The organism is Pseudomonas sp. MWU12-2029 (genome assembly GCF_023242425.1).
Classification (GTDB): Bacteria; Pseudomonadota; Gammaproteobacteria; order Pseudomonadales; family Pseudomonadaceae; genus Aquipseudomonas; species Aquipseudomonas kribbensis.
In genome coordinates this window covers 1,021,718-1,043,084 of the sequence record NZ_JALJDY010000001.1, presented here as the reverse complement: position 1 = coordinate 1,043,084, position 21,367 = coordinate 1,021,718, and the positions used below count along the sequence as shown (strand labels likewise).

Below are 21,367 nucleotides of genomic sequence, written 5' to 3'. Positions count from 1 at the left end.
TGTATCGCTGGCGTTCCAACGCTGTGCTATCGTTGCGGCATCATTTCGTAACGATCCAAGAGAATCCCTGCATGAAGCTGGCTGTCTGGGCGACAGAGCGCGTAGTTGGCAGCAAGCGAGCGTTGCTTGCCGTTCTGCTCTGTTTGCTCACAGGCGGGGTTGCTGCCCAGCCGCAAACACCGGTCGGTATGGCTGAACAACGGGCCAAATCCGTCACTCAGGTAGTCCTTGGCATCCTCAGTTACGCCCGTTGGCCGGTCGAGCCTGCGCAATTGCGCCTGTGCATCGTCGGTCCCACCGAATACACCGACGATCTGGTGAAAGGCACGACCCAGGCTACGGGCCGGCCTGTCACGGTGCGTCGCCTCCTGGCCGATAACCCGTCCATCGTCAGCGAGTGCGATGCGGTGTATATCGGCAAGCTCACCGCCGATGAACGCAGCCGTCTGTTCGCTTCGCTGATCGGTCACCCGGTATTGAGCATCAGCGAGGGCGGCGATCAATGCACGGTCGGCAGCCTGTTCTGCCTGCGGGTCGGTGACGAGCAGGTGTCGTTCGAGGTCAATCTCGACTCCGTCGCCCGCAGCGGCGTGCGTATTCATCCTAGCGTGCTGCAGTTGTCGCGCCGCAAGCCGGCGGCTCCATGAGACGCGACAAATCCACAGGGCGTCCGACCCTGGGTTCGGTCATCGGTCGCGGGCATTTGATCGTGGCGCTGGTTGCCGTGGCGATGGCCAGTGTGTCCCTGACCCTGCTTGGCGTTTTGGCGCTGCGGGTCTATGCCGACCACAACCTGCACCTGATCGCTCGTTCGATCAGTTACACCGTGGAAGCGGCGGTGGTGTTCAACGACAAGCCTGCCGCGACGGAGGCGCTGGCGTTGATCGCCTCGACCGAAGAGGTGGCGGACGCGCAGGTGCTGGATAGCCAGGGTCAGTTGCTGGCGCGATGGCAGCGACCGGAAAACGGTTTGTTTTCCGGGCTGGAAATGCAGATCACGCGGATAGTGCTGGAAAAGCCGATCAGCCTGCCGATCCTGCACCAGGATCGCGAGATCGGCCGGATCCTGTTGATCGGTCACGGCGGCAGCCTGATGCAGTTTCTGTTGAGCGGTCTGGCGGGCATCATTCTCTGCACGGCGATCAGCGCCTGGGTGGCGCTCTATCTGGCGCGCCGTCAGTTGCGCGGGATCATCGGCCCGCTGCACAGCCTGGCGGGAGTGGCCCACGCCGCTCGCAGTGAACGGGCACTGGACCGGCGGGTGCCACCGGCGAAAATCGCCGAGCTCCACAACCTCGGCAACGACTTCAACGCTCTGCTCGACGAGTTGGAGTCGTGGCAGACCCACCTGCAAAACGAGAACGAAACCCTTGCCCACCAGGCCACGCACGACAGCCTTACGGGACTGCCCAACCGGGCGTTTTTCGAAGGGCGCCTGATTCGTGCATTGCGCAGTGCCAACAAACTCAACGAGCGCGTGGCGGTGCTGTTTCTCGACAGTGATCGTTTCAAAGAGATCAATGACAATTTTGGCCATGCGGCCGGCGATGCGGTGCTGGTGGCGGTCGCGAACCGGGTGCGGGCGCAGTTGCGCGAAGAGGATCTGGTGGCGCGTCTGGGCGGCGATGAATTTGCCGTGCTGTTGACGCCGTTGCACAAGACCGAAGACGCCGAGCGCATTGCCGACAAGATTCTCGCCAGCATGGACACTCCGATTGCATTGCCGGGCGACACCAGTGTGGTGACCTCGCTCAGTATCGGCATTGCGGTTTACCCCGACCATGGCGCCACGCCCGGCACCTTGCTCGATGCGGCCGACGCCGCGATGTATCAAGCCAAGCGCCTGTCCCGCGGCGCCCAATTCACCGCCGGGTCGGAGCACCCGGTCGATCCCGTTCAAACCAGGAGCTGATGCCCGTGTTCTCAATTTCCTTTCGACTGTTTTCCACCCTGTTACTGACCGCCATGCTGGCCCTGACCGGTTGCCAGACCGCTCCGCAAAAAGGCCTGACGCCGGCACAGATTGCCGTGCTCAAGCAGCAAGGCTTTGAACTGACCGATGACGGCTGGGAGTTCGGCCTGTCGGGCAAAGTGCTGTTTGGCAGCGACATCGAAAGCCTGAACAAGCAAAGTACCGAAATCGTCGAGCGTATCGGCAAGGCCTTGTTGGGTGTAGGCATCGAGCGGGTTCGCGTGGATGGCCACACCGATGCCTCGGGCAAGGAGGCCTACAACCAGCAGCTGTCCCTGCGCCGAGCGAAGAGTGTGGGCAAAGTGCTGACCACAGTCGGCATGAAGGAAGAGAACATCCAGCTGCAAGGCCTCGGGAGCCGCGAGCCGGTAGCCTCCAACGACACCGCTGCCGGCCGCACCGAAAACCGCCGCGTGTCGATCGTGGTCAGCGCCGACTAGTCGGCGAACTGCATTTCCCGGGTCTGTCCCATCAACAGCGCCTGATTGCGCTCGGTCACCTCGCGGATGTAATCCCACAACAGGGTGATCCGCTTGAGCTTGCGCAGGTCCTCCCGGCAGTACATCCAGAACTGCCGGGTGATGTCGATTTCCTCCGGCAGCACCGGCAACAGGCGCGGGTCCTGGGCCGCGAGGAAACACGGCAGAATCGCCAGCGAACGCCCCTGCTGCGCCGCCACGAATTGCGCGATCACGCTGGTACTGCGCAAGTTCGCGCTGGCGCCGGGCACCACGTTTGCCAGATACAGCAGCTCCGAGCTGAACGCCAGGTCATCCACATAACTGATGAATTGATGCTTGCCCAAGTCGACGGGGCGGCGGATCGGTGGGTGTTTGTCGAGGTATTCCTGGGTCGCGTAGAGCTGCAGGCGGTAGTCGCAGAGTTTGCAGCACACGTACGGCCCGTGCTCCGGGCGTTCGAGGGCGATGACGATGTCGGCTTCGCGTTTGGACAGGCTGATGAAGTGCGGCAACGGCAGGATGTCCACCGAGATCGCCGGGTAGGCGTCGACGAAGTGGCTCAATTGCGGGGTGATGAAGAAGCTGCCGAAACCCTCGGTGCAGCCCATGCGCACATGCCCGGACAGCGCGACGCCGGATCCGGACACCTGCTCGCAGGCCATGTGCAGCGTGCTTTCGATCGACTCGGCGTAACTCAGTAGACGCTGGCCTTCAGCGGTCAGCACGAAACCGCTGGTGCGGGACTTCTCGAACAGCAATGTGCCCAATGCCGCTTCCAGCGAACCGATTCTGCGCGACACCGTGGTGTAGTCCACCGCCAGACGTTTGGCCGCAGTGCTGGCCTTGCGGGTACGGGCGACTTCGAGGAAAAACTTGAGGTCGTCCCAGTTCAGCGAGCCTAAAGACGTGATGTTTTTTTGCATGATGGACGGGCTTATATGTGCGTTCTTATTAGAAGTTTGCACATCTATACTCCAAAAACAGTCCGACAACCAATTCGCGACACACGCCTCATCTCAAGGCGAACCTCTCGCCTTGGCTCCCAAGATAAAAACAATTTCTGGAGACCAGCATGAACGCATCGCTTACGCCCAACGAAACCACGGTCCAGAAGGTCAAGCTGCTGATCGACGGCGAGTGGGTCGAATCGCAGACCTCCGAGTGGCACGACATCGTCAACCCGGCGACCCAGCAGGTGCTGGCCAAAGTCCCGTTTGCCACCGCCGCTGAAGTCGACGCAGCCGTGAGTGCCGCCCAGCGCGCCTTCCAGACCTGGAAGCTGACCCCGATCGGCGCACGCATGCGCATCATGCTCAAGCTGCAGGCACTGATTCGCGAACACTCCAAACGCATCGCCGTTGTACTGAGCGCCGAGCAGGGCAAGACCATTGCCGATGCCGAGGGCGATATTTTCCGTGGCCTGGAAGTGGTCGAGCACGCCTGCTCCATCGGTAGCCTGCAGATGGGCGAGTTCGCCGAAAACGTCGCCGGTGGCGTCGACACTTACACCCTGCGTCAGCCGATCGGCGTTTGCGCTGGCATCACGCCGTTCAACTTCCCGGCAATGATTCCGCTGTGGATGTTCCCGATGGCCATCGCCTGCGGCAACACCTTCGTGCTCAAACCGTCCGAACAGGATCCGCTGTCGACCATGCTGCTGGTGGAGCTGGCCATCGAAGCCGGCATCCCGGCGGGCGTGCTCAACGTGGTGCACGGTGGCAAGGATGTAGTAGATGGCCTGTGCACCCACAAGGACATCAAGGCCGTTTCGTTCGTCGGTTCGACCGCCGTCGGCACCCACGTTTATGACCTGGCCGGTAAACATGGCAAGCGAGTGCAATCGATGATGGGCGCGAAGAACCACGCCGTGGTGCTGCCGGACGCCAATCGCGAGCAAGCGCTCAATGCCCTGGTCGGCGCCGGTTTCGGTGCGGCCGGTCAGCGTTGCATGGCGACCTCGGTGGTGGTGCTGGTGGGCGCGGCCAAGCAGTGGCTGCCGGATCTGAAAGCGCTGGCGCAGAAACTCAAGGTCAACGCCGGCAACGAGCCGGGCACCGATGTCGGCCCGGTCATTTCGAAAAAGGCCAAGGCGCGGATTCTCGATCTGATCGAAAGCGGTATCAAGGAAGGCGCCAAACTCGAGCTGGACGGTCGCGACATCAGCGTGCCGGGCTACGAGAGCGGCAACTTCGTCGGCCCGACCCTGTTCTCGGGCGTGACCACCGACATGCAGATCTACACCCAGGAAATCTTCGGCCCGGTGCTGGTGGTGCTGGAAGTCGACACCCTCGATCAGGCCATCGCGCTGGTCAACGCCAACCCGTTCGGCAACGGCACCGGCCTGTTCACCCAGAGCGGCGCGGCGGCGCGTAAATTCCAGACTGAAATCGACGTCGGCCAGGTCGGCATCAACATCCCGATTCCGGTGCCGGTGCCGTTCTTCAGCTTCACCGGTTCGCGCGGTTCGAAACTCGGCGACCTCGGCCCGTACGGCAAGCAAGTGGTGCAGTTCTACACCCAGACCAAAACGGTCACCGCGCGCTGGTTCGATGACGACAGCGTCAACGACGGCGTGAACACCACCATCAACCTGCGCTGAGGAATGGCCATGAAAATCGCATTTATCGGTCTGGGCAACATGGGCGCGCCGATGGCGCGCAACCTGATCAAGGCCGGGCATTCGCTGAATCTGGTGGACCTGAACAAAACCGTGCTGGCGGAGCTCGAGCAACTGGGCGGCACCATCCGTGCCTCGGCCCGTGAGGCCGCCGAAGACGCAGAGCTGGTGATCACCATGTTGCCGGCCGCCGTGCATGTGCGCAGTGTCTGGCTCGGTGAAGACGGCGTACTGGCCGGGATCGGCAAAGGCGTGCCGTCAGTGGATTGCAGCACCATCGATCCGCAGACTGCGCGCGACGTGGCAGCAGCGGCTGCCAAACAAGGCGTGGCCATGGCCGATGCACCGGTCTCCGGCGGTACCGGCGGCGCCACGGCTGGTACGTTGACCTTCATGGTCGGCGCCACCCCGGAACTGTTCGCCACTCTGCAACCGGTGCTGGCGCAGATGGGCCGTAACATCGTGCATTGCGGTGAAGTCGGCACCGGCCAGATTGCCAAGATCTGCAACAACCTGCTGCTCGCCATTTCGATGGTCGGCGTCAGCGAGGCGATGGCCCTCGGCGATGCGCTGGGGATCGATACCGGTGTGCTCGCCGGGATCATCAACAGCTCGACCGGTCGTTGCTGGAGTTCGGAAATGTACAACCCATGGCCGGGCATCGTCGAAACGGCACCGGCCTCCCGTGGTTACACCGGTGGCTTTGGCGCCGAGCTGATGCTCAAGGATCTGGGGCTGGCCACCGAAGCGGCGCGTCAGGCCCATCAGCCGGTGGTGCTGGGCGCGGTGGCGCAGCAGTTGTATCAGGCGATGAGTCAGCGCGGGGAAGGTGGCAAGGACTTCTCGGCGATCATCAACAGCTATCGCAAACCGCAGTAAATGTCGCCAGGCCTGTGCTCTGCACAGGTCTGTATTGCCGGGAAATCACGTCGGGTGGTTTCCCGGCTTTTTTGTATCAGGCGAACACGAAATATTTGCGCACGGTCTCGACCACTTCCCAGGTGCCTTTCATGCCCGGCTCGACGACGAAGATGTCGCCGGCGCGCAGGTGGATCGGCTCCATGCCGTCCGGGGTGATGACGCAGTAGCCTTCCTGGAAATGGCAGTACTCCCACTTCACGTAGTCCACTCGCCACTTGCCTGGCGTGCAGATCCAGGTGCCCATGATCTTGCTGCCGTCTTCGCTGGTGTAGGCGTTGAGGTTGACGGTGTGCGGGTCGCCCTCGAGCTTTTCCCATTTGCAGGCGTCGAGTACGGGCAGCGGGTGGGTGTCGCGCAGAACGGTGATAGGTGCGGGCATGACGGCTCCAGGTCAAAGGCAGTTTGAGTCGCCACCGTAACGTGGGTGAGCACCGTCGGAATGTCTGGGTTCGACCTCCGGATGCCCGTTAGCGCTGAGCGGGAAAACCCGATAAAACCGCCATTTGCACCAATGCAGTGCATATATGACGGTTTTAATACAAGTGCGCACCATAAAAGTTCAATAAATTTTTAGACCAAAACGAGATAACCATTCTGGCACCTATTGCAAAACAAAATCGTCTGTACTATAACATTCGTACTAAAGGACAATCCCACCCTAATGGAGCTACACCAGAGTCACGGACAGACTTGAATCGGCTTTTCTTCACATGAAACTGACTTGGCCTTCGGCGCAAGCGTGAACTTCTACCTGTTGTTAATGAATAACGACAATTGAATGAACCGGTCAGTTAATAAGTTGCGCAGACGCAATGTCGTGCGTGCTTTGAATGGAAGCCCTAAATAAACAGTTAATTATTATTTGTGCTGCGGCGGAATTATTTCTGCGGGATACGCACGCCTATCGAATTTTTATGTGCCCGGCATCAATGGAATGAGGCTTTATTGTGGACGACATAAATGTAGTTGAAGTTTCGACGACCGTGAATGACGCGAGTGAGTTGGGCCGGCATGTCTGGATTCGTGCTGGCAGTTGCCTGCAAAACGTTCAGGTCGCCGATGATTGTTTCATCGGATTCAAGTGTGATTTGCAGTTCACTTCAGTTGGCGCGTCCAGCATGTTTGCCACTGGCGCACGATGCCTGGGCACTGCGCAAGCACCGGTAAACATTGCCGAAAACGTCTGGCTGGGCGCCAAGGCCACCGTGACCGCCGGTGTTTCCATCGGTGCGGGAGCGGTGATCGCTGCCGGGGCGCTGGTGACGGCGGATGTGCCGGCCGATGCCATCGTGGTCGGTCGTCCGGCGCGGGTCATTGCCCAGCGCACAGTCGTCGAAGACGGCCTGCCGAGCCCGGCACCTGTGCTGGCCAAAGTCCGGGACCGGGCGCGCCAGGGCTTGCCGTCGATGCTCGATCGGTCCACGCAGTCGGTGCCGCGCCTCAAGGCGTTGAACCCCGACACCGCGACTTGGGACATCAGCGACGAAGTCTTGATCGATGCCGAATTGCGCGGCGGGGCTTCGGTGGAGATCGCCCGGGACTGCATTCTGATCGGACGCAGCAGCCGCCAGGGCGGCATGTCGCAACTGGGCGGCATCGAACTGGGCACTGGCACCCGACTGGCGCCGGGCGTGGTTATCGAAGCGGCCGGCGGAGTGACCATCGGTGCCTTCAGCGAGCTGGCCGAAGGCGTCACGATTGTTGCGTCCACTCATGATCATTCTTTTCGCTCACTGCCCTGGGAGGAGGCACCTGTGCGCATTGGAAGTCGTTGCGTAATTGGCGAGGGCGCCATCTTGGTAGGTCCACTGAATATCGGTGACGGTGCAGTAATCAAACCGTACTCAGTGGTGATAAGGGATGTATTGGAAAACACTGTGGTTCATGGCGTTGTTCAACTAATGGAGATTCAAGAATGATTTTATTTGCCCCCAATCCAACCGGTTCAGGCCACAACATGCGCGCGCTTTCGATCGCTCAGGCGATTAAAAAGCAACGTCCGGACATGCCATTGACCGTGGCACTGGCTTCTTTGCAGCCAACCTTTACACCGATGTTCGAAAAGTCCGGTGTTGAAGTGGTGGATATTGCCGGTCGTCTGGTCGATTACTCGAAAAAGAGCAACTTGTCGAAAGAACTCGACTGGAATAATTACATCGGCGGTTATATCGCCAATACCTTCCTGTCTGGCGAGCGGATTCTGTCTTACCTGGCCCTGATCGACGAGTACAAGCCGACGGCCCTGGTGTCCGACTACAACATGGCCGCCTGCCTGGCCGCGATTTTCAGCGGCACACCGCTGGTGTTCGTGACCGAGCGTTATGACTTCACCCTTTGCCAGCTTCAGGATCACGACCTGGCCGACGGCGGTTTCGAGGTCAACGCGCTGGAAATGGCCCGTGCCCGCACGGCGCTGCACAGCCAGTTCAACTGGATGATCAATCAGAGCCAACTGGTGCTGACCGACAAGCCGTACGTGGCTTCACTCGATCAGGGCACGCCGGTGGCTGAAGCACTGAACAGTGGCAAGGCTCATTTTGTCGGGCCGATGATCCGCGACATCAATGTGCAGAGCGGCTTGAACGTGCGCGAGCAATTGAACCTCGGTGATGCGCCGTTCGTGGTTGCCTCGATCAGCGGCACCACGATGTTTGCGCAGAACAAGGACGCGCTGCTCGCCGCTTACCTCGACAGCTTCAAGGTCCTGCGCGAACGCAATCCGGAGCTGAAACTGGTATTGCTCGGCCGTCAGGATATCCAGTCCCAGGACGGCGTGGTTTGCGTGCCGTATTACCCGGACTGGATGGGCCTGCTGCGCGAAGCCAGTCTGCTGATTTCGGCGCCGGGCTGGATCACCGTGACGGAAATCGCCGCACTGCAGATTCCGACCCTGTTCGTGCTGCCGTCCAAATCCGAATACCACGAACTCGAAGCCCTGCGCCGTCTGGAGCTGCTCGGTTTCCCGACGCATCTGGGTCACGATCGCGACGCTATCGTCGAGCTGATTCAGGGCGAGCTGGAGAAAGACACTCGCGCTTCGGCCTATTACGCGCCTCATCGCCAGGTGGCCGCACCGGACGGCGAAGGTGCCGCCCGCGCCGCGACGCGCATCATCGAGTTGTGCCTGGGCAGCGTTGTGTCGCTGACCGCAAGCAAAGCCGCTTAACCTCAAGGAAGAGGGATTTACCATGCCGCTGCATCCGCAGTTTGTATTTGATCAAGGCCTCAAGGACATTGAGTACGGCGGTTTTTTTGCTGTCACCGATGCCAGTGGCGAAGTCGCGATTTCCACTGACAAGCAGTTGCAGGACCAGGTCGCGGCCACGCTTTTTCAAGCCGACCACGGTGACGATGTTCAACTGCGTTTTGCCCATGACGGGCTGATGCGTTTGTACGATGCGCCGAACGCCGGCTTTCACGAGCTGGCTGACCGCTACTGGACGCCCCACGGTTCGGGACGTTGCCGAACGCTGGCGCTGCAACTGGACGCATTGGCTGCGCTGATTGCCTATCAGCGTCGAGTGCCGCAGGACGCGGCGAACGATGCCGTGATCCACGGCATTCTGGAAAAGGTCGAAGCGCTTTACGCCCGTTCCACGGTTGCCGGCCTGTACAGCAGTGACTGGACGACGCCGCTGGAGCTGGCGACCTCGATCGATCTCGACATCAGCGCCACGGCTTTGCTGGCGCGCATCGGCAACGAGCCGTTAGGCCTGGGACTGGTCGGGCACCTGCAGATTCATGCAGAAAACCTGATCGGCCGGGTGGCCGGCAGCGACAGCCAATCCTGTGTCGATGTGGCGCTGACCCGTTGCGCCGTGCGCGCTCAGGTCAGCCTGGTGCTGGCGCGTCTGGCCAATGTGCGGGACGACAATGCGTTGTCGAACCTGGCCCGTTCGTTCCTGCTGCAAACCCTGGCGCTGTTCCGCGATCCGGCCTACGGCGGCTACTGGGACCGGGTCGGGATCAACGGCAAAGTGCGATGCGACTGGCACACCTCGTACAAGAACCACGAGTCGCCATTCCCGATCAAAACCGCCTACGACGTCGCGTTGCTGTTGCAGGCGATTCAGGCCTTGCCGTCCGGCGCGAGCGACGCTGACCGCGCTTCGGTGACGGCTGCCTTGCTGGAGTTTCACGACGCCCGCAATGGCGGACTGTTCATGGGCAAGGGCTATTTCTGGTCGACGCCCGATGACCCGACCGTGCCGTTCATTCGGCAGTTCTGGGCACCGCCGCGTCAGCCGGGGATCTTCAGTATCGGCAACCTGACGTACCTGCCGCTGCACCTGAAGAGCCTGAAAACCCAGCTCGCCGCCGCCCACGCCTTGCAGTCCATCGAGCCGGCTGCTGGCGTTGCTCATCATGACGATGCGGCGTTGGTAAACCGTGAGCTGCAAGTGATCGATGGCGGTGGCGACGTCCAGCGCATTCACCCGAATGGCGTGCCAACCATCAATGTCGATCTGCAGCGTTATCTCGCCTGGCTGGCCAAGGCCCGGGCGTCGAACGAAACGCCTTACGGGCTGACCGCTGAAACCGCGCCGCTGGGTTTCCGGGCCGACAAAACGTGGCAGGTGTTTTCCGGGCTGCACGTGATTTCGGACTTGCACGCCCTGGGCCTGCAAATCGAAAACAAGGCCAGCCTGATCGATTGCATCAGGGCTTCGCAAAACACCGACGGTGGATTTGCCGAACAACCGGGGCATCTGAGCGACGTGTTCGCCACCTACTGCGCGGTGTTGTCGCTTCGAGTGCTGGGTGCGTTGCCGAACGATATCGGCGGTTGCGTGCGTTACCTGCAAGCGTGCCAGAACCCCGATGGCGGGTTCGGCGATGTGCCGGGTTTCGGCTCGGACATCTGGCACACCAACCTGGCAGTGCTGTCGCTGCATGCGCTGGAAGCCAAAGCGCCGGACGAGCAGGGCGTGATGGCTTTTGCCCTGCGCTGCCGCTCGGCCGACGGCGGTTTCGCCAACAAGCCAGGGTATCCGCCGGATGCGTTTTCGGTGTACCGCGTGGTGTCGACGCTGTTCATTCTCAACCGACGCATCGTCGATGCCGAACAGACCGTCGCCTGGCTGCAAAAGCTGCAACTGGCCAACGGATCGTTCCATTACCGGCCGGGTAAAGCGGTCAGTCTGGTGGGGACTTACATGGCCATCGCGGCGATGTTTCTGCTCGACGCGCAGCCGACGTATTTGCAGGAATCGAAAGACTGGATCGCTTCCCATCAGAAGCAGGACGGTGGATTCGGTCCGTTAAATGCGACCTCGGCGACCACCGATGAAAGCTTCGTCTGCATCCAGACGCTGCTGATTCTCGAGCAAGGGCTGTCGCAATACTGGGTGGCATTGTTGAACTGACCCGCACATGACGGCGGGCAGCATCGAAGGACGTTAAATCATCATTTTGCCAGGGGAGGCGCTGATGAAAATTTTAGTGACAGGGGGCGCGGGCTTCATTGGCTCGGCCGTGGTGCGGTTTCTGATCGAAGAGACCGAATGTGAAGTGATCAACGTCGACAAACTGACCTACGCCGGCAATCTCGAGTCGCTGGCCGATGTGTCCGATTCGCCGCGTTATCGGTTCTGTCAGGTGGACATTTGCGACAAGCCGGCGCTGGATGAGCTGTTCGCGCGCCTGCAACCGGATGCGGTGATGCACCTGGCCGCCGAGTCCCATGTGGACCGCTCGATCGATGGCCCGCAGGCCTTCATCGAAACCAACATCGTCGGCACTTACACGATGCTCGAAGCCGCGCGTGGTTACTGGAACCGGCTGGACGCGACGCGTCAGGCGGCGTTCCGTTTCCATCACATTTCCACCGACGAGGTGTATGGCGACCTGGAACCCGAAGATCCGGCGTTCACCGAACGCACGCCGTATGCGCCAAGTTCGCCGTATTCGGCGACCAAGGCCGGTTCCGATCATCTGGTCCGCGCCTGGCACCGCACCTACGGCTTGCCGGTGGTGATGAGCAATTGCTCGAACAATTACGGGCCTTATCACTTCCCGGAAAAACTGATTCCTCACGTCATCCTCAACGCGCTGCAAGGCAAGCCGCTGCCGGTGTACGGCGATGGCGCGCAGATCCGCGACTGGCTGTTCGTCGAGGATCACGCCCGTGCCCTGTATGCGGTGGTGACGCGCGGTGAGGTCGGGCAGACCTACAACATCGGCGGCCACAACGAGAAGACCAACCTGGAAGTGGTGCAAACCCTGTGCGATCTGCTCGAAGCGCGCGGTGCGGAAAAGCCGGCGGGCATCGCGCACTTCCGTGACCTGATCACCTTCGTCAAGGATCGTCCGGGCCACGACAAACGCTACGCCGTCGATGCCGGGAAAATCCACGCGACGCTGGGCTGGACGCCGCAGGAAACCTTCGAAAGCGGCATGAAGAAAACCGTCGACTGGTACCTCGACAACCGCGCCTGGTGGGTGCGGGTGATGTCCGGTGCCTACGCGCTGGAGCGTCTCGGCGAGCAACGCAACGAAGCCCTCGTGGCCTGAACACTCAGTCATTCAAATCTCACTGCTTGAAAGGAAAAAAGCATGGCCAAGTACAAAGGAATTCTGCTGGCGGGCGGCGCCGGTTCGCGTCTGCACCCGATCACTCTGGGCGTCTCGAAACAGTCGCTGCCGGTGTATGACAAACCGATGATCTACTACCCGCTGTCGGTGCTGATGCTGGCGGAAATCCGCGAGATCCTGATCATCTCCACCCCGGAAGATCTGCCGGGTTTCCAGCGCATGCTTGGCGACGGCAGTCAGTTGGGCCTGAGCCTGAGTTACGCGGTGCAACCGAGCCCGGACGGTCTCGCCCAGGCGTTCATCATCGGTCGTGAGTTCGTTGGTGAAGACAACGTCTGCCTGGTGCTCGGCGACAACATTTTCTACGGCGCCGGTTTCGGTGAAACCTTGGTGCAAGCCGCTTCTCGCGACGAAGGCGCCACTGTGTTCGGCTACTACGTGGCTGATCCCGAGCGCTTTGGCGTGGTCGAGTTCGATGCTGCCGGCAAGGCCCTGAGCATCTGCGAAAAACCGAGCGATCCGAAGTCCAACTACGCGGTCACTGGCCTGTATTTCTACGACAACGAAGTGCTGCAGATTGCCGCCGACATCAAGCCGTCGCCGCGCGGTGAGCTGGAGATTACCGACGTCAACAACGTCTACCTGCAACGCGGCAAGTTGAACGTGTCAGTGATGGGCCGTGGCATGGCGTGGCTGGACACCGGCACCCACGATGCGTTGATGGAAGCCGGCAACTTCGTGCAGGCCATCGAGAAACGCCAGGGCCTGAAAATCGCCTGCCTCGAAGAGATCGCCTACAACAAGGGCTGGATCGACGACGCGCAGTTGCTGGTGCACGCGGGCAGCATGAGCAAGACCGGTTACGGTCAGTATCTGGCGCGGCTGATCAACGATGATGTGGTGGTTTCGATGGATGCGCAGCGCCCGTTGAAAGGCGCTGCCTGACCGTTGTGAGATCAATGTGGGAGCACGGATGCTCCCACGGTTTCAGTGGCCGGTCACACTGTCATGTTGCGGGGTTTTGACGCCCGGGCGTGGTTCGGCTGGCGAGGGTTGCAGGGACTGCAAACGGGCCAGGCGATTGGCGTGAGTCGGCGCTTCGGCCGCCAGTGGCGAGCGGCGTTTTCGGGTTTCCTCACGCAGCACCGGCAAGACTTCCTTGCCGAACATGTCGAGTTGTTCCAGCACGGTCTTCAACGGAATACCGCCGTGGTCGAACAGGAACAACTGGCGCTGATAGTCGCCGAAGTGCTCGCGGAAGGTCAGGGTCTTGTCGATGATTTCCTGAGGGCTGCCGACGGCCAGCGGGGTCATCTCCATGAACTCTTCCAGGGAAGGACCGTGGCCGTACACCGGCGCGTTGTCGAAGTAAGGACGGAACTCCCGACGTGCATCCTGGGAGTTGCGACGCATGAAGATGTGCCCGCCGAGGCCGACAATCGCCTGCTCCGGTGTGCCATGGCCGTAATGGGCAAAACGCGTGCGGTAGAACTCGACCAGCGCCATGAAATGTTCCCGGGGCCAGAGGATGTGACTGGCGAAAAAACCGTCGCCGTAATACGCCGCCTGCTCGGCGATTTCCGGGGTGCGGATCGAACCGTGCCAGACGAAGGGCGGAAGGTCGTCCAGCGGTCGCGGGATCGACGTGAAGTGGTTCAGCGGCGTGCGAAAGCGTCCGCTCCAGTTGATGTCTTCCTCGCGCCAGAGCCGGTGCAGCAGGCGATAGTTTTCCATCGCCAGGGGCAGGGCGTCGGCGATGCTCTTGCCGAACCAGGGATAGACCGGCGCGGTGTTGCCACGGCCGAGCATCAGGTCCATGCGCCCGCCGCAGAGGTTTTGCAGCAGCGAATATTCTTCAGCCAGACGCACCGGATCGTTGGTGCTGATCAGGGTGGTGGAGGTCGAAAGAATGATGCGTTGGGTCTTCGCAGCGATGTAGGCCAGCAGCGTGGTGGGAGAGGAGGTGATGAACGGGGGATTGTGGTGCTCGCCGGTGGCGAACACGTCCAGTCCGATGTCTTCGGCCTTCTGCGCAATTTGCAGGGTGGCCTGGATGCGCTCGGATTCACTGGGGGTACGGGCGTTGGTAGGGTCCTGTGTGACGTCGCCAACGGTGTAGATCCCGAATTGCATAAAGCCTCCTTGCCTTGGGTAAAGGTACGTTTGAAACCCTCGCCACGAAGAATGAATCAACGTGGCACTTGAAATGTACGCCTGTACACGTACAATCGCAATCGTGGGTCATTTTACAAACGGATTTGAAGACCTCATCGAGAGAGGAGCGCGACATGGAACTGGGATTTATCGGTCTGGGCACGATGGGTGCGCCGATGGTGCTGAACCTGCTGAAGGCCGGACATCGGGTCCGCGTGTGGAATCGCTCGTCGGCACCGCTTGAAGCACTGATCACCGCCGGCGCTGAAGCTGTCGATACACCCGCGCTGGCAGCGCAGGCCGAGGTGCTGATTTCGATGCTCGGTGATGACGCGGCGATCCGCTCGGTGTTTCTCGATTCCGGGGCGCTGGAAGGACTTCAGGCGGGTAGCGTTCACGTCAACATGTCCACTGTTTCCGTGGCACTGGCCCGGGAGCTGTCGGCACTGCATGAATCCCGTAGCGTCGATTACATCTCGGCACCAGTGCTGGGGCGAGTCGATGTGGCGGCCGCCGGCAATCTGAATATCCTCGCCTCCGGGCCTGCCGAAGCCTTGGCCCGGGTGCAGCCGCTGTTCGATGTGCTGGGGCGCAAGACCTGGCACTTCGGTGAAGCCGCCGACGTGGCGTGCGCCGCCAAACTGTCGGCCAACCTGATGGTCGCTTCGGCGATCGAATCCCTGGCCGAAGCCTCGACCCTGGCCGGTGGTTACGGCATCAGCCGTGCGGCATTCATCGACATGATCACCTCGACACTGTTCCCCGTTCCGGTCTATCAGGGTTACGGCAAGCAGATGGCCGATGACACATTCGAGCCGGCCGGCTTCAAGTTGTCGTTGGGATTGAAGGACGTCCGTCTGGTGCTGGAGGCCGGGGAGGCTGCCCAGGTACCGCTGCCGTTTGCCAGTGTGTTGAAGGACAGCTTGCTGGATGGCATGGCCCACGGTCAGGCGGATCAGGACTGGGCATCGCTGTCGCGGGTCAGTGACCGGCGTGCCGGTGTGAAGTAATTAAAAGATTCAAACAACGTAACTTGTTTGCAAGTTACGTTGGTTTCTTGCGCCTTGCGTTATTGTCGGACAGCGATTGCACTTTCATAGGAAATTGAAAGACGTCTGAGAATAATGCTTGTCAAATGTACGACTGTAGACGTACATTTTTATCGGGGTTTAACAACAATAAAAGTTCGTCTGTTTTTTCGTCTGCTGATCGTAAATAAATAATAGCTAGGAGCCGTTATGAAAAATCTAATGCAATGGAACAGCCTTCCCTCCGAATCCAATGAATGGCTCGAGAAGGTGCGTGCACTGAATCCGCTGATTATTCAGCACCGCGATTACAGCGAGCAGACCAATGCGACGCACAAGGATGTGATGTCCCGCTTCTTCAAGGACGGTTTTGGCCGTACGTCGGTGTCCCGAGCGTTCGGCGGTTCCCAGGTCGATATCCAGACCACCTCCGCGCTGGTGCTGGAATTTGCCCGGTACGACGCTTCGCTGTCCTGGCAACTGGCGGTGCAGGTGGCGATGGGGCGCCTCTCGGACTACCTGCCGGAAGCCACTTCCGAAGCAATCTACAACCACTGCGACGGTTTCGTGATCGGCGCCATCCACTCCGGCGGCGAAGCGCTGCCGATGGGCGACGACTACCTGCTGAGCGGCAAATGGGCGTTCGCCAGCGGCTCGGCCCACGCCGACTGGCTGGTCTGCACCGCCACCGTCAAAGGCACCGAAAACAACACCACCCCGGAAGTGCGGATGTTCTTCGTCCCTGCCAGCCAGTGCACCGTCCTGCCGACCTGGGACACCCTGGGCATGCGCGGCACCGGCAGCCATCACTTCCAGTGCTCCAACGTCATCGTCCACAAGTCGTACTCGCTGGACGTCGAAACCCTGAAGAAATCCCCCGAAGCGCGCAGCTCCCGGGCCTACGCCACTGGCTACTACGAGTTCGGCACCCTGGCGGCGATGTCCACCGTGCTGGGCGTGGCCCGGGCGGCGGTGGATCACTTCCGCAACGACCGTGCGGTCAACACCGACCCGGGTCTGGAAGGGGTGATCTTCGAGAAGACTGGTCGCGCCATTTCTTCGGTCCACACCGCGCAACTGCTGCTGGAAGATGCGATTCACCAGGTAATCAGCCGTGGTGAAACCATCGGCGAACCGGTCAGCGCCCGTGTCGGTCTGGCAGCCTCGGTGCTGACTGAAAACTCGGTCAACGCCGTCAATCAGCTCTACTCGATGGCCGGCTCCAAAGCGGTGTACAAGTCGCACTTCCTGGAGCGTTGCTTCCGCGATATTCATACCGGTTCGAAGCACTTCACCCTGTCGCCTTTGAACCTGCACGGTATCGGCAAGTATTACCTGGATAAAACCAACGTACTGGCCGCGGCGTAATAGCCGATAAATAAAAAAACGGGTGCGTTATCAGTGAATGTTCACAGGGATCAATAACGCGCCCGCTTCAAGTTGCACCTTTATTTTCTTAAATCTCAAACTTTTGTGCTCGCAGCAAAGAGTCAAGGGAGTGCCACATGCTTGCTCGAAATATTATCAAGTCGCTGATCTTTATTGTTCTGGTGGTGGTTCTTTCCGCCGCGCTGGGCTGGCGTTTCTGGTCGCCGCCACCGGCCGCGGCCGAGCAACGGATCCCCAGCACCCGGGTCGGTCTGGCCGTGGTCAAGAAACAACCGTACACCTACTACCTCGAAGCCATCGGCAAACTCGAGGCGCAGCGCCAGGTGCTGGTCTCGGCCGAAGTCAGCGGCAAAGTGGTGGACATCGATTTCGAGTCCGGCGATGAAGTGAAGGCGGGGCAGGTGCTGCTCAAGCTCAACGACGCACCCGAGCAAGGTGAACTGGTTCGCCTGAAAGGCGAGTACGAATCGGCCAAGGCGCAGTTTGCCCGTGTCCAGGAACTGGCCAAGACCGGCGCCGAAAGCCGTCGCGCCTTCGACAGTGCCCGTGCTCAATACGACGCGGCCAAGGGCGACATGGAACGCATGCAGGCGCAGATCGCCCAGCGGCACATTCGTGCGCCGTTCGCCGGCACCCTCGGTATTCGCCAGGCGCACCTTGGCCAATACCTGCAAGCCGGCAGCGCGGTGGCGACCCTGACGGATCCGGGCCTGCTGCGCGTCAACTTCACCCTCGCCGAGCGCGATGGCTCGCAAGTGCAACTGGGTCAGACCGTGCAGGCCAAGGTCGATGCCTGGGGTGACGTAACCTTTGCCGGCAAGATCGTCGCGGTCGATCCGCAGATCAACCAGTCCCACACCATCAACGTGCAAGCGGTCATCACCGACACGCAAAAACGCCTGCGTCCCGGCATGTATGCACGGGTCTCGGTGACCCTGCCGCAGACCGCCGAGCTGCTGATCCCTGAAACCGCGATCACCTACAACGCCTACGGCGAGAGCGTGTTCTCGGTCTACACCGACGAGACCGGCGTGCAGAAGGTCAAGCGTGAAAGCATCAAGGTCGGCGAGCGTCGCAACGGTTGGGCGGTGGTCGACAAGGGCTTGATCGAGGGTGTGCAGGTGGTGACATCCGGTCAGCTCAAGCTCCACGACGGTGTGGCGGTGGAAGGCGTGCCGGACACGATTGCTCTTAAACTCAGTGGGCTGGAAAAATGAATTTCACCGACCTCTTTCTTCGCCGCCCGGTGCTGGCCGTGGTGGTCAGCACGCTGATCCTGCTGTTCGGGGTGCGTGCGCTGATGAACCTGCCGATCCGTCAGTACCCGATGCTGGAAACGTCGACCATCACGGTCACGACCCAGTATCCCGGCGCCTCTTCGGAGCTGATGCAAGGCTTCGTCACCCAACCGATCAGCCAGGCCGTGGCCTCGGTCGAGGGCATCGACTATCTGTCGTCGGCCTCGACCCAGGGTCGCAGCCAGGTGACGATCCGCATGGCACTCAACAGTGATTCCATCGCGGCGCTGACCGAGGTCATGGCCAAGGTCAACCAGATCAAATATCGTTTGCCGAAGGACGCTTACGACCCGGTGGTCGAACGCACGTCCGGCGGCTTCACCAGCGTGGCCTACGTCGCGTTCGCCAGTTCCAACCTGACCATTCCGGAGATGTCGGATTACATCTCCCGTGTCGTCGAGCCGATGTTCGCCGGCATCGAAGGCGTGGCCAAGATCAACATCATGGGCGAGCAGAAACTGTCCATGCGCCTGTGGCTCGATCCGCAGCGTCTGGCCGGCTACGGCATGACCGGGCAGGACGTTTCGGCCGCCATCGAAGGCAACAACTTCCAGGCGGCACCGGGTCAGGTCAAAGGCCTGTACGTGGTCAGCAACCTGCGGGTGAACACCGACCTGAACAGCGTCGAAGATTTCCGCGACATGGTGCTGCGCAACGACAACGGCCACATCATCCGAGTACGTGACGTCGGCACCGTCGAGCTGAACGCAGCCTCCACCGACACCAGCGGCGCGATGAGCGACGTACCGGCGCTGTTCCTCGGTCTGGACGCCGCACCGACCGGCAACCCGCTGGTGATCGTCAAACGTGTGCGTGAATTGCTCCCGCAGATCCAGGAAACCCTGCCACCGGGCGTGACCGTGCAGATCCCGTTCGAAGTGGCGCACTTCATTCAGTCGTCGATCGACGAGGTGAGCTACACCCTGCTCGAAGCGCTGGTGATCGTGGTGCTGGTGATTTACCTGTGCCTGGGCACGTTCCGCACTGTGCTGATTCCGCTGGTGACGATCCCGCTGTCGATGCTTGGCGCAGCGATGCTGATGCAGATGTTCGGTTTCAGCCTCAACTTGCTGACCTTGCTTGCCATGGTGCTGGCCATCGGGCTGGTGGTGGACGACGCCATCGTCGTGGTGGAAAACGTTCACCGTCACATTGAAGAGGGCAAGAGCCCGTTCGAAGCGGCGCTGATCGGCGCCCGGGAAGTGGCCGGGCCGGTGGTGGCGATGACCTTCACCCTGGCGGCGGTGTACGCACCGATCGGTCTGATGGGCGGCCTCACCGGCACGCTGTTCAAGGAGTTCGCGCTGACCCTGGCCGGTGCCGTGGTGATTTCCGGCATCGTCGCCCTGACCCTGTCGCCGATCATGAGCACCCGTCTGCTGGACGCGAAAACCAGCGAAGGCTTCATGGCGGTCAAGGCGGATCGTTTCTTCCAGTACCTGTCCCGTCGTTATGGCGCGCTGTTGGGCGGTTCGCTGGCACGTCGCTGGATCAGCCTGAGCGTGGCGCTGGTGATCTTCTTCAGTCTGCCGTTCCTCTATCGCTCGGCGCAGACCGAACTGGCGCCGCTGGAAGACCAGAACATCCTGCTGACCGCCATCAAGGCACCGCAGCACGCCAACCTGAACTACCTCGAGGCCTACGCTCACGAGCTGTACAAGACCTTCAACGAAATCCCCGAGGGCTACAGCAACTGGGTGGCGAATGGATCCGACGGTCTGTCCAACAGCGTCGGCGGGATCAACCTGGTGGATTGGGAAAAGCGCGGTCGCGACGCCAACACCATCCAGCCTGACTTGCAGGCACGGGTGAACCAGATCGAAGGCACGAGCATTTTCGTGTTCCAGATGCCGCCGCTGCCGGGCTCTACCGGTGGTCTGCCGGTGCAGATGGTGATCCGCAGTGATCAGGATTACCTGGCGCTGTACAACGTGATGGATCAGCTCAAGCAGGCTGCGCAGGCCAGTGGTCTGTTCGCGGTGGTCGACAGCGATCTGGACTTCAACAATCCAGTGGTGGAAATCCAGGTTGACCGGGCCAAGGCCAACGCCCTGGGCATCCGCATGCAGGACATCGGCGAGACGCTCAACAGCCTGATCGGCGAGAAGTACGTCAACCGGTTCTCGTTCCACGGCCGTTCCTATGACGTGATCCCGCAGTCGGTGTCGGCGGATCGCCTGACCCCGGAAACCCTGAAGCTGTATTACGTGAAGGATCAGAAGGGCAACCCGGTGCCGTTGTCGACACTGGCCACCCTCAGCGTCAAAGTCGAGCCGAACCGCCTGACCCAGTTCAACCAGCAGAACTCCGCCACGTTCCAGGCCATTCCGGCACCGGGCGTGACCCTGGGTGATGCAGTGGGCTTCCTGCAAAAACAATCGGAAGGCTTCCCGGCCGGCTTCAGTTTCGACTGGCAGTCCGACGCCCGCCAATACGTGCAGGAAGGCAACAGCCTGGCGTTCACCTTCGGCCTGGCCCTGGTGATCATCTACCTGGTGCTGAGCGTGCAGTACGAGAGCTTCCGCGACCCGTTCATCATCCTGATCAGCGTGCCGCTGTCGATCTGCGGGGCCCTGGTGCCGCTGGCGCTGGGCATGACCTCGATGAACATCTACACCCAGATCGGCCTGATCACACTGATCGGTCTGATCAGTAAGCACGGGATCCTGATGGTCGCGTTCGCCAACGAGTTGCAACGCCAGCAAGGCATGGACCGCGTGCAAGCGATCCAGCACGCCGCGCAAGTACGTCTGCGGCCAATCCTGATGACCACCGCAGCGATGGTGGTCGGCCTGGCGCCGCTATTGTTCGCCAGCGGTGCCGGCGCCAACAGCCGCTTCGGCCTGGGTCTGGTGATTGTGGTGGGGATGCTGATCGGCACCTTGTTCACCCTGTTCATTCTGCCGTCGGTGTACACGCTGCTCAGTTCGATCAAGCAGCCGAGCCACGCACCCGAAGCCGAACCGGCCGGTGTGCCGCAACCCATCCTGTGA

Annotated in this window: 17 protein-coding genes; 14 read left to right on the top strand and 3 right to left on the bottom strand. The window is 60.9% G+C overall.

The window, feature by feature from the left end; translation table 11 throughout:
• Nucleotides 1-71 precede the first annotated feature (71 nt).
• The 3 genes from M5B44_RS04960 to M5B44_RS04950 are packed head-to-tail and all read left to right on the top strand — an operon-like array spanning nt 72 to nt 2,412.
• Nucleotides 72-647 (top strand): YfiR family protein, encoded by a 576-nt coding sequence (locus M5B44_RS04960; protein WP_114881328.1) that lies wholly within the window; start codon nt 72-74, stop codon nt 645-647.
• Nucleotides 644-1,912: a diguanylate cyclase domain-containing protein gene (locus M5B44_RS04955; RefSeq protein WP_248738396.1), complete on the top strand. Its 1,269-nt coding sequence runs from the start codon at nt 644-646 to the stop codon at nt 1,910-1,912. Before M5B44_RS04960 ends, M5B44_RS04955 begins: the two co-directional genes overlap by 4 nt.
• Complete coding sequence (locus M5B44_RS04950; RefSeq protein WP_248738395.1) at nt 1,912-2,412, top strand: OmpA family protein; 501 nt, start codon at nt 1,912-1,914, stop codon at nt 2,410-2,412. Before M5B44_RS04955 ends, M5B44_RS04950 begins: the two co-directional genes overlap by 1 nt.
• Here M5B44_RS04950 and M5B44_RS04945 read toward each other — a convergent pair.
• Nucleotides 2,409-3,356: a LysR family transcriptional regulator gene (locus M5B44_RS04945; RefSeq protein ID WP_248738394.1), complete on the bottom strand. Its 948-nt coding sequence runs from the start codon at nt 3,354-3,356 to the stop codon at nt 2,409-2,411. The genes M5B44_RS04950 and M5B44_RS04945 overlap by 4 nt on opposite strands.
• A 149-nt stretch (nt 3,357-3,505) precedes the next feature.
• On the opposite strand from M5B44_RS04945, the gene M5B44_RS04940 reads away from it, so the two are divergent.
• Both M5B44_RS04940 and mmsB read left to right on the top strand, forming a co-directional pair.
• Complete coding sequence (locus tag M5B44_RS04940) at nt 3,506-5,032, top strand: CoA-acylating methylmalonate-semialdehyde dehydrogenase (protein ID WP_248738393.1); 1,527 nt, start codon at nt 3,506-3,508, stop codon at nt 5,030-5,032.
• A gap of 9 nt (nt 5,033-5,041) precedes the next feature.
• Nucleotides 5,042-5,929, top strand: a complete 888-nt coding sequence (gene mmsB, locus M5B44_RS04935; protein WP_248738392.1) for a 3-hydroxyisobutyrate dehydrogenase — start codon at nt 5,042-5,044, stop codon at nt 5,927-5,929.
• Nucleotides 5,930-6,005: 76 nt separating this feature from the next.
• Here mmsB and M5B44_RS04930 read toward each other — a convergent pair whose 3' ends face one another.
• Complete coding sequence (locus M5B44_RS04930) at nt 6,006-6,350, bottom strand: cupin domain-containing protein (RefSeq protein WP_007953863.1); 345 nt, start codon at nt 6,348-6,350, stop codon at nt 6,006-6,008.
• Nucleotides 6,351-7,089: 739 nt separating this feature from the next.
• Between M5B44_RS04930 and M5B44_RS04925 the strand changes: the two genes are divergently transcribed.
• From M5B44_RS04925 to rfbA, 5 genes are all read left to right on the top strand, one after another.
• The gene (locus M5B44_RS04925; RefSeq protein ID WP_248738391.1) at nt 7,090-7,890 is read left to right on the top strand and encodes a DapH/DapD/GlmU-related protein; all 801 of its coding nucleotides are present in this window, start codon (nt 7,090-7,092) and stop codon (nt 7,888-7,890) included.
• A gap of 38 nt (nt 7,891-7,928) precedes the next feature.
• Complete coding sequence (locus M5B44_RS04920; protein ID WP_248738390.1) at nt 7,929-9,137, top strand: hypothetical protein; 1,209 nt, start codon at nt 7,929-7,931, stop codon at nt 9,135-9,137.
• Between the two features lie 22 nt (nt 9,138-9,159).
• The gene (locus M5B44_RS04915; protein ID WP_248738389.1) at nt 9,160-11,337 is read left to right on the top strand and encodes a prenyltransferase/squalene oxidase repeat-containing protein; all 2,178 of its coding nucleotides are present in this window, start codon (nt 9,160-9,162) and stop codon (nt 11,335-11,337) included.
• 64 nt (nt 11,338-11,401) lie between these two features.
• On the top strand, nt 11,402-12,484 hold the full coding sequence (rfbB, locus tag M5B44_RS04910) for a dTDP-glucose 4,6-dehydratase (protein ID WP_248738388.1): 1,083 nt from the start codon (nt 11,402-11,404) through the stop codon (nt 12,482-12,484).
• Between the two features lie 42 nt (nt 12,485-12,526).
• Complete coding sequence (gene rfbA, locus M5B44_RS04905) at nt 12,527-13,450, top strand: glucose-1-phosphate thymidylyltransferase RfbA (protein ID WP_248738387.1); 924 nt, start codon at nt 12,527-12,529, stop codon at nt 13,448-13,450.
• A gap of 42 nt (nt 13,451-13,492) precedes the next feature.
• Here the strand turns inward: rfbA and M5B44_RS04900 are convergent, their stop codons facing one another.
• Entirely contained in the window at nt 13,493-14,638 is a 1,146-nt protein-coding gene (locus M5B44_RS04900) for an LLM class flavin-dependent oxidoreductase (protein WP_096818702.1), read from the bottom strand.
• 14 nt (nt 14,639-14,652) lie between these two features.
• Here M5B44_RS04900 and M5B44_RS04895 point away from each other — a divergent pair, with 14 nt between their 5' ends.
• The 4 genes from M5B44_RS04895 to M5B44_RS04880 all read left to right on the top strand — a co-directional run bounded on the left by M5B44_RS04895 (nt 14,653) and on the right by M5B44_RS04880 (nt 21,367).
• A complete protein-coding gene (locus M5B44_RS04895; RefSeq protein ID WP_318653915.1) occupies nt 14,653-15,669 on the top strand; it encodes an NAD(P)-dependent oxidoreductase in 1,017 nt (338 codons plus the stop codon).
• A gap of 228 nt (nt 15,670-15,897) precedes the next feature.
• A complete protein-coding gene (locus M5B44_RS04890; protein WP_085713200.1) occupies nt 15,898-17,055 on the top strand; it encodes an oxidoreductase in 1,158 nt (385 codons plus the stop codon).
• Between the two features lie 137 nt (nt 17,056-17,192).
• Complete coding sequence (locus M5B44_RS04885) at nt 17,193-18,293, top strand: efflux RND transporter periplasmic adaptor subunit (RefSeq protein ID WP_085713201.1); 1,101 nt, start codon at nt 17,193-17,195, stop codon at nt 18,291-18,293.
• The gene (locus M5B44_RS04880; RefSeq protein WP_248738386.1) at nt 18,290-21,367 is read left to right on the top strand and encodes a MexW/MexI family multidrug efflux RND transporter permease subunit; all 3,078 of its coding nucleotides are present in this window, start codon (nt 18,290-18,292) and stop codon (nt 21,365-21,367) included. The genes M5B44_RS04885 and M5B44_RS04880 overlap by 4 nt, the downstream gene beginning before the upstream one ends.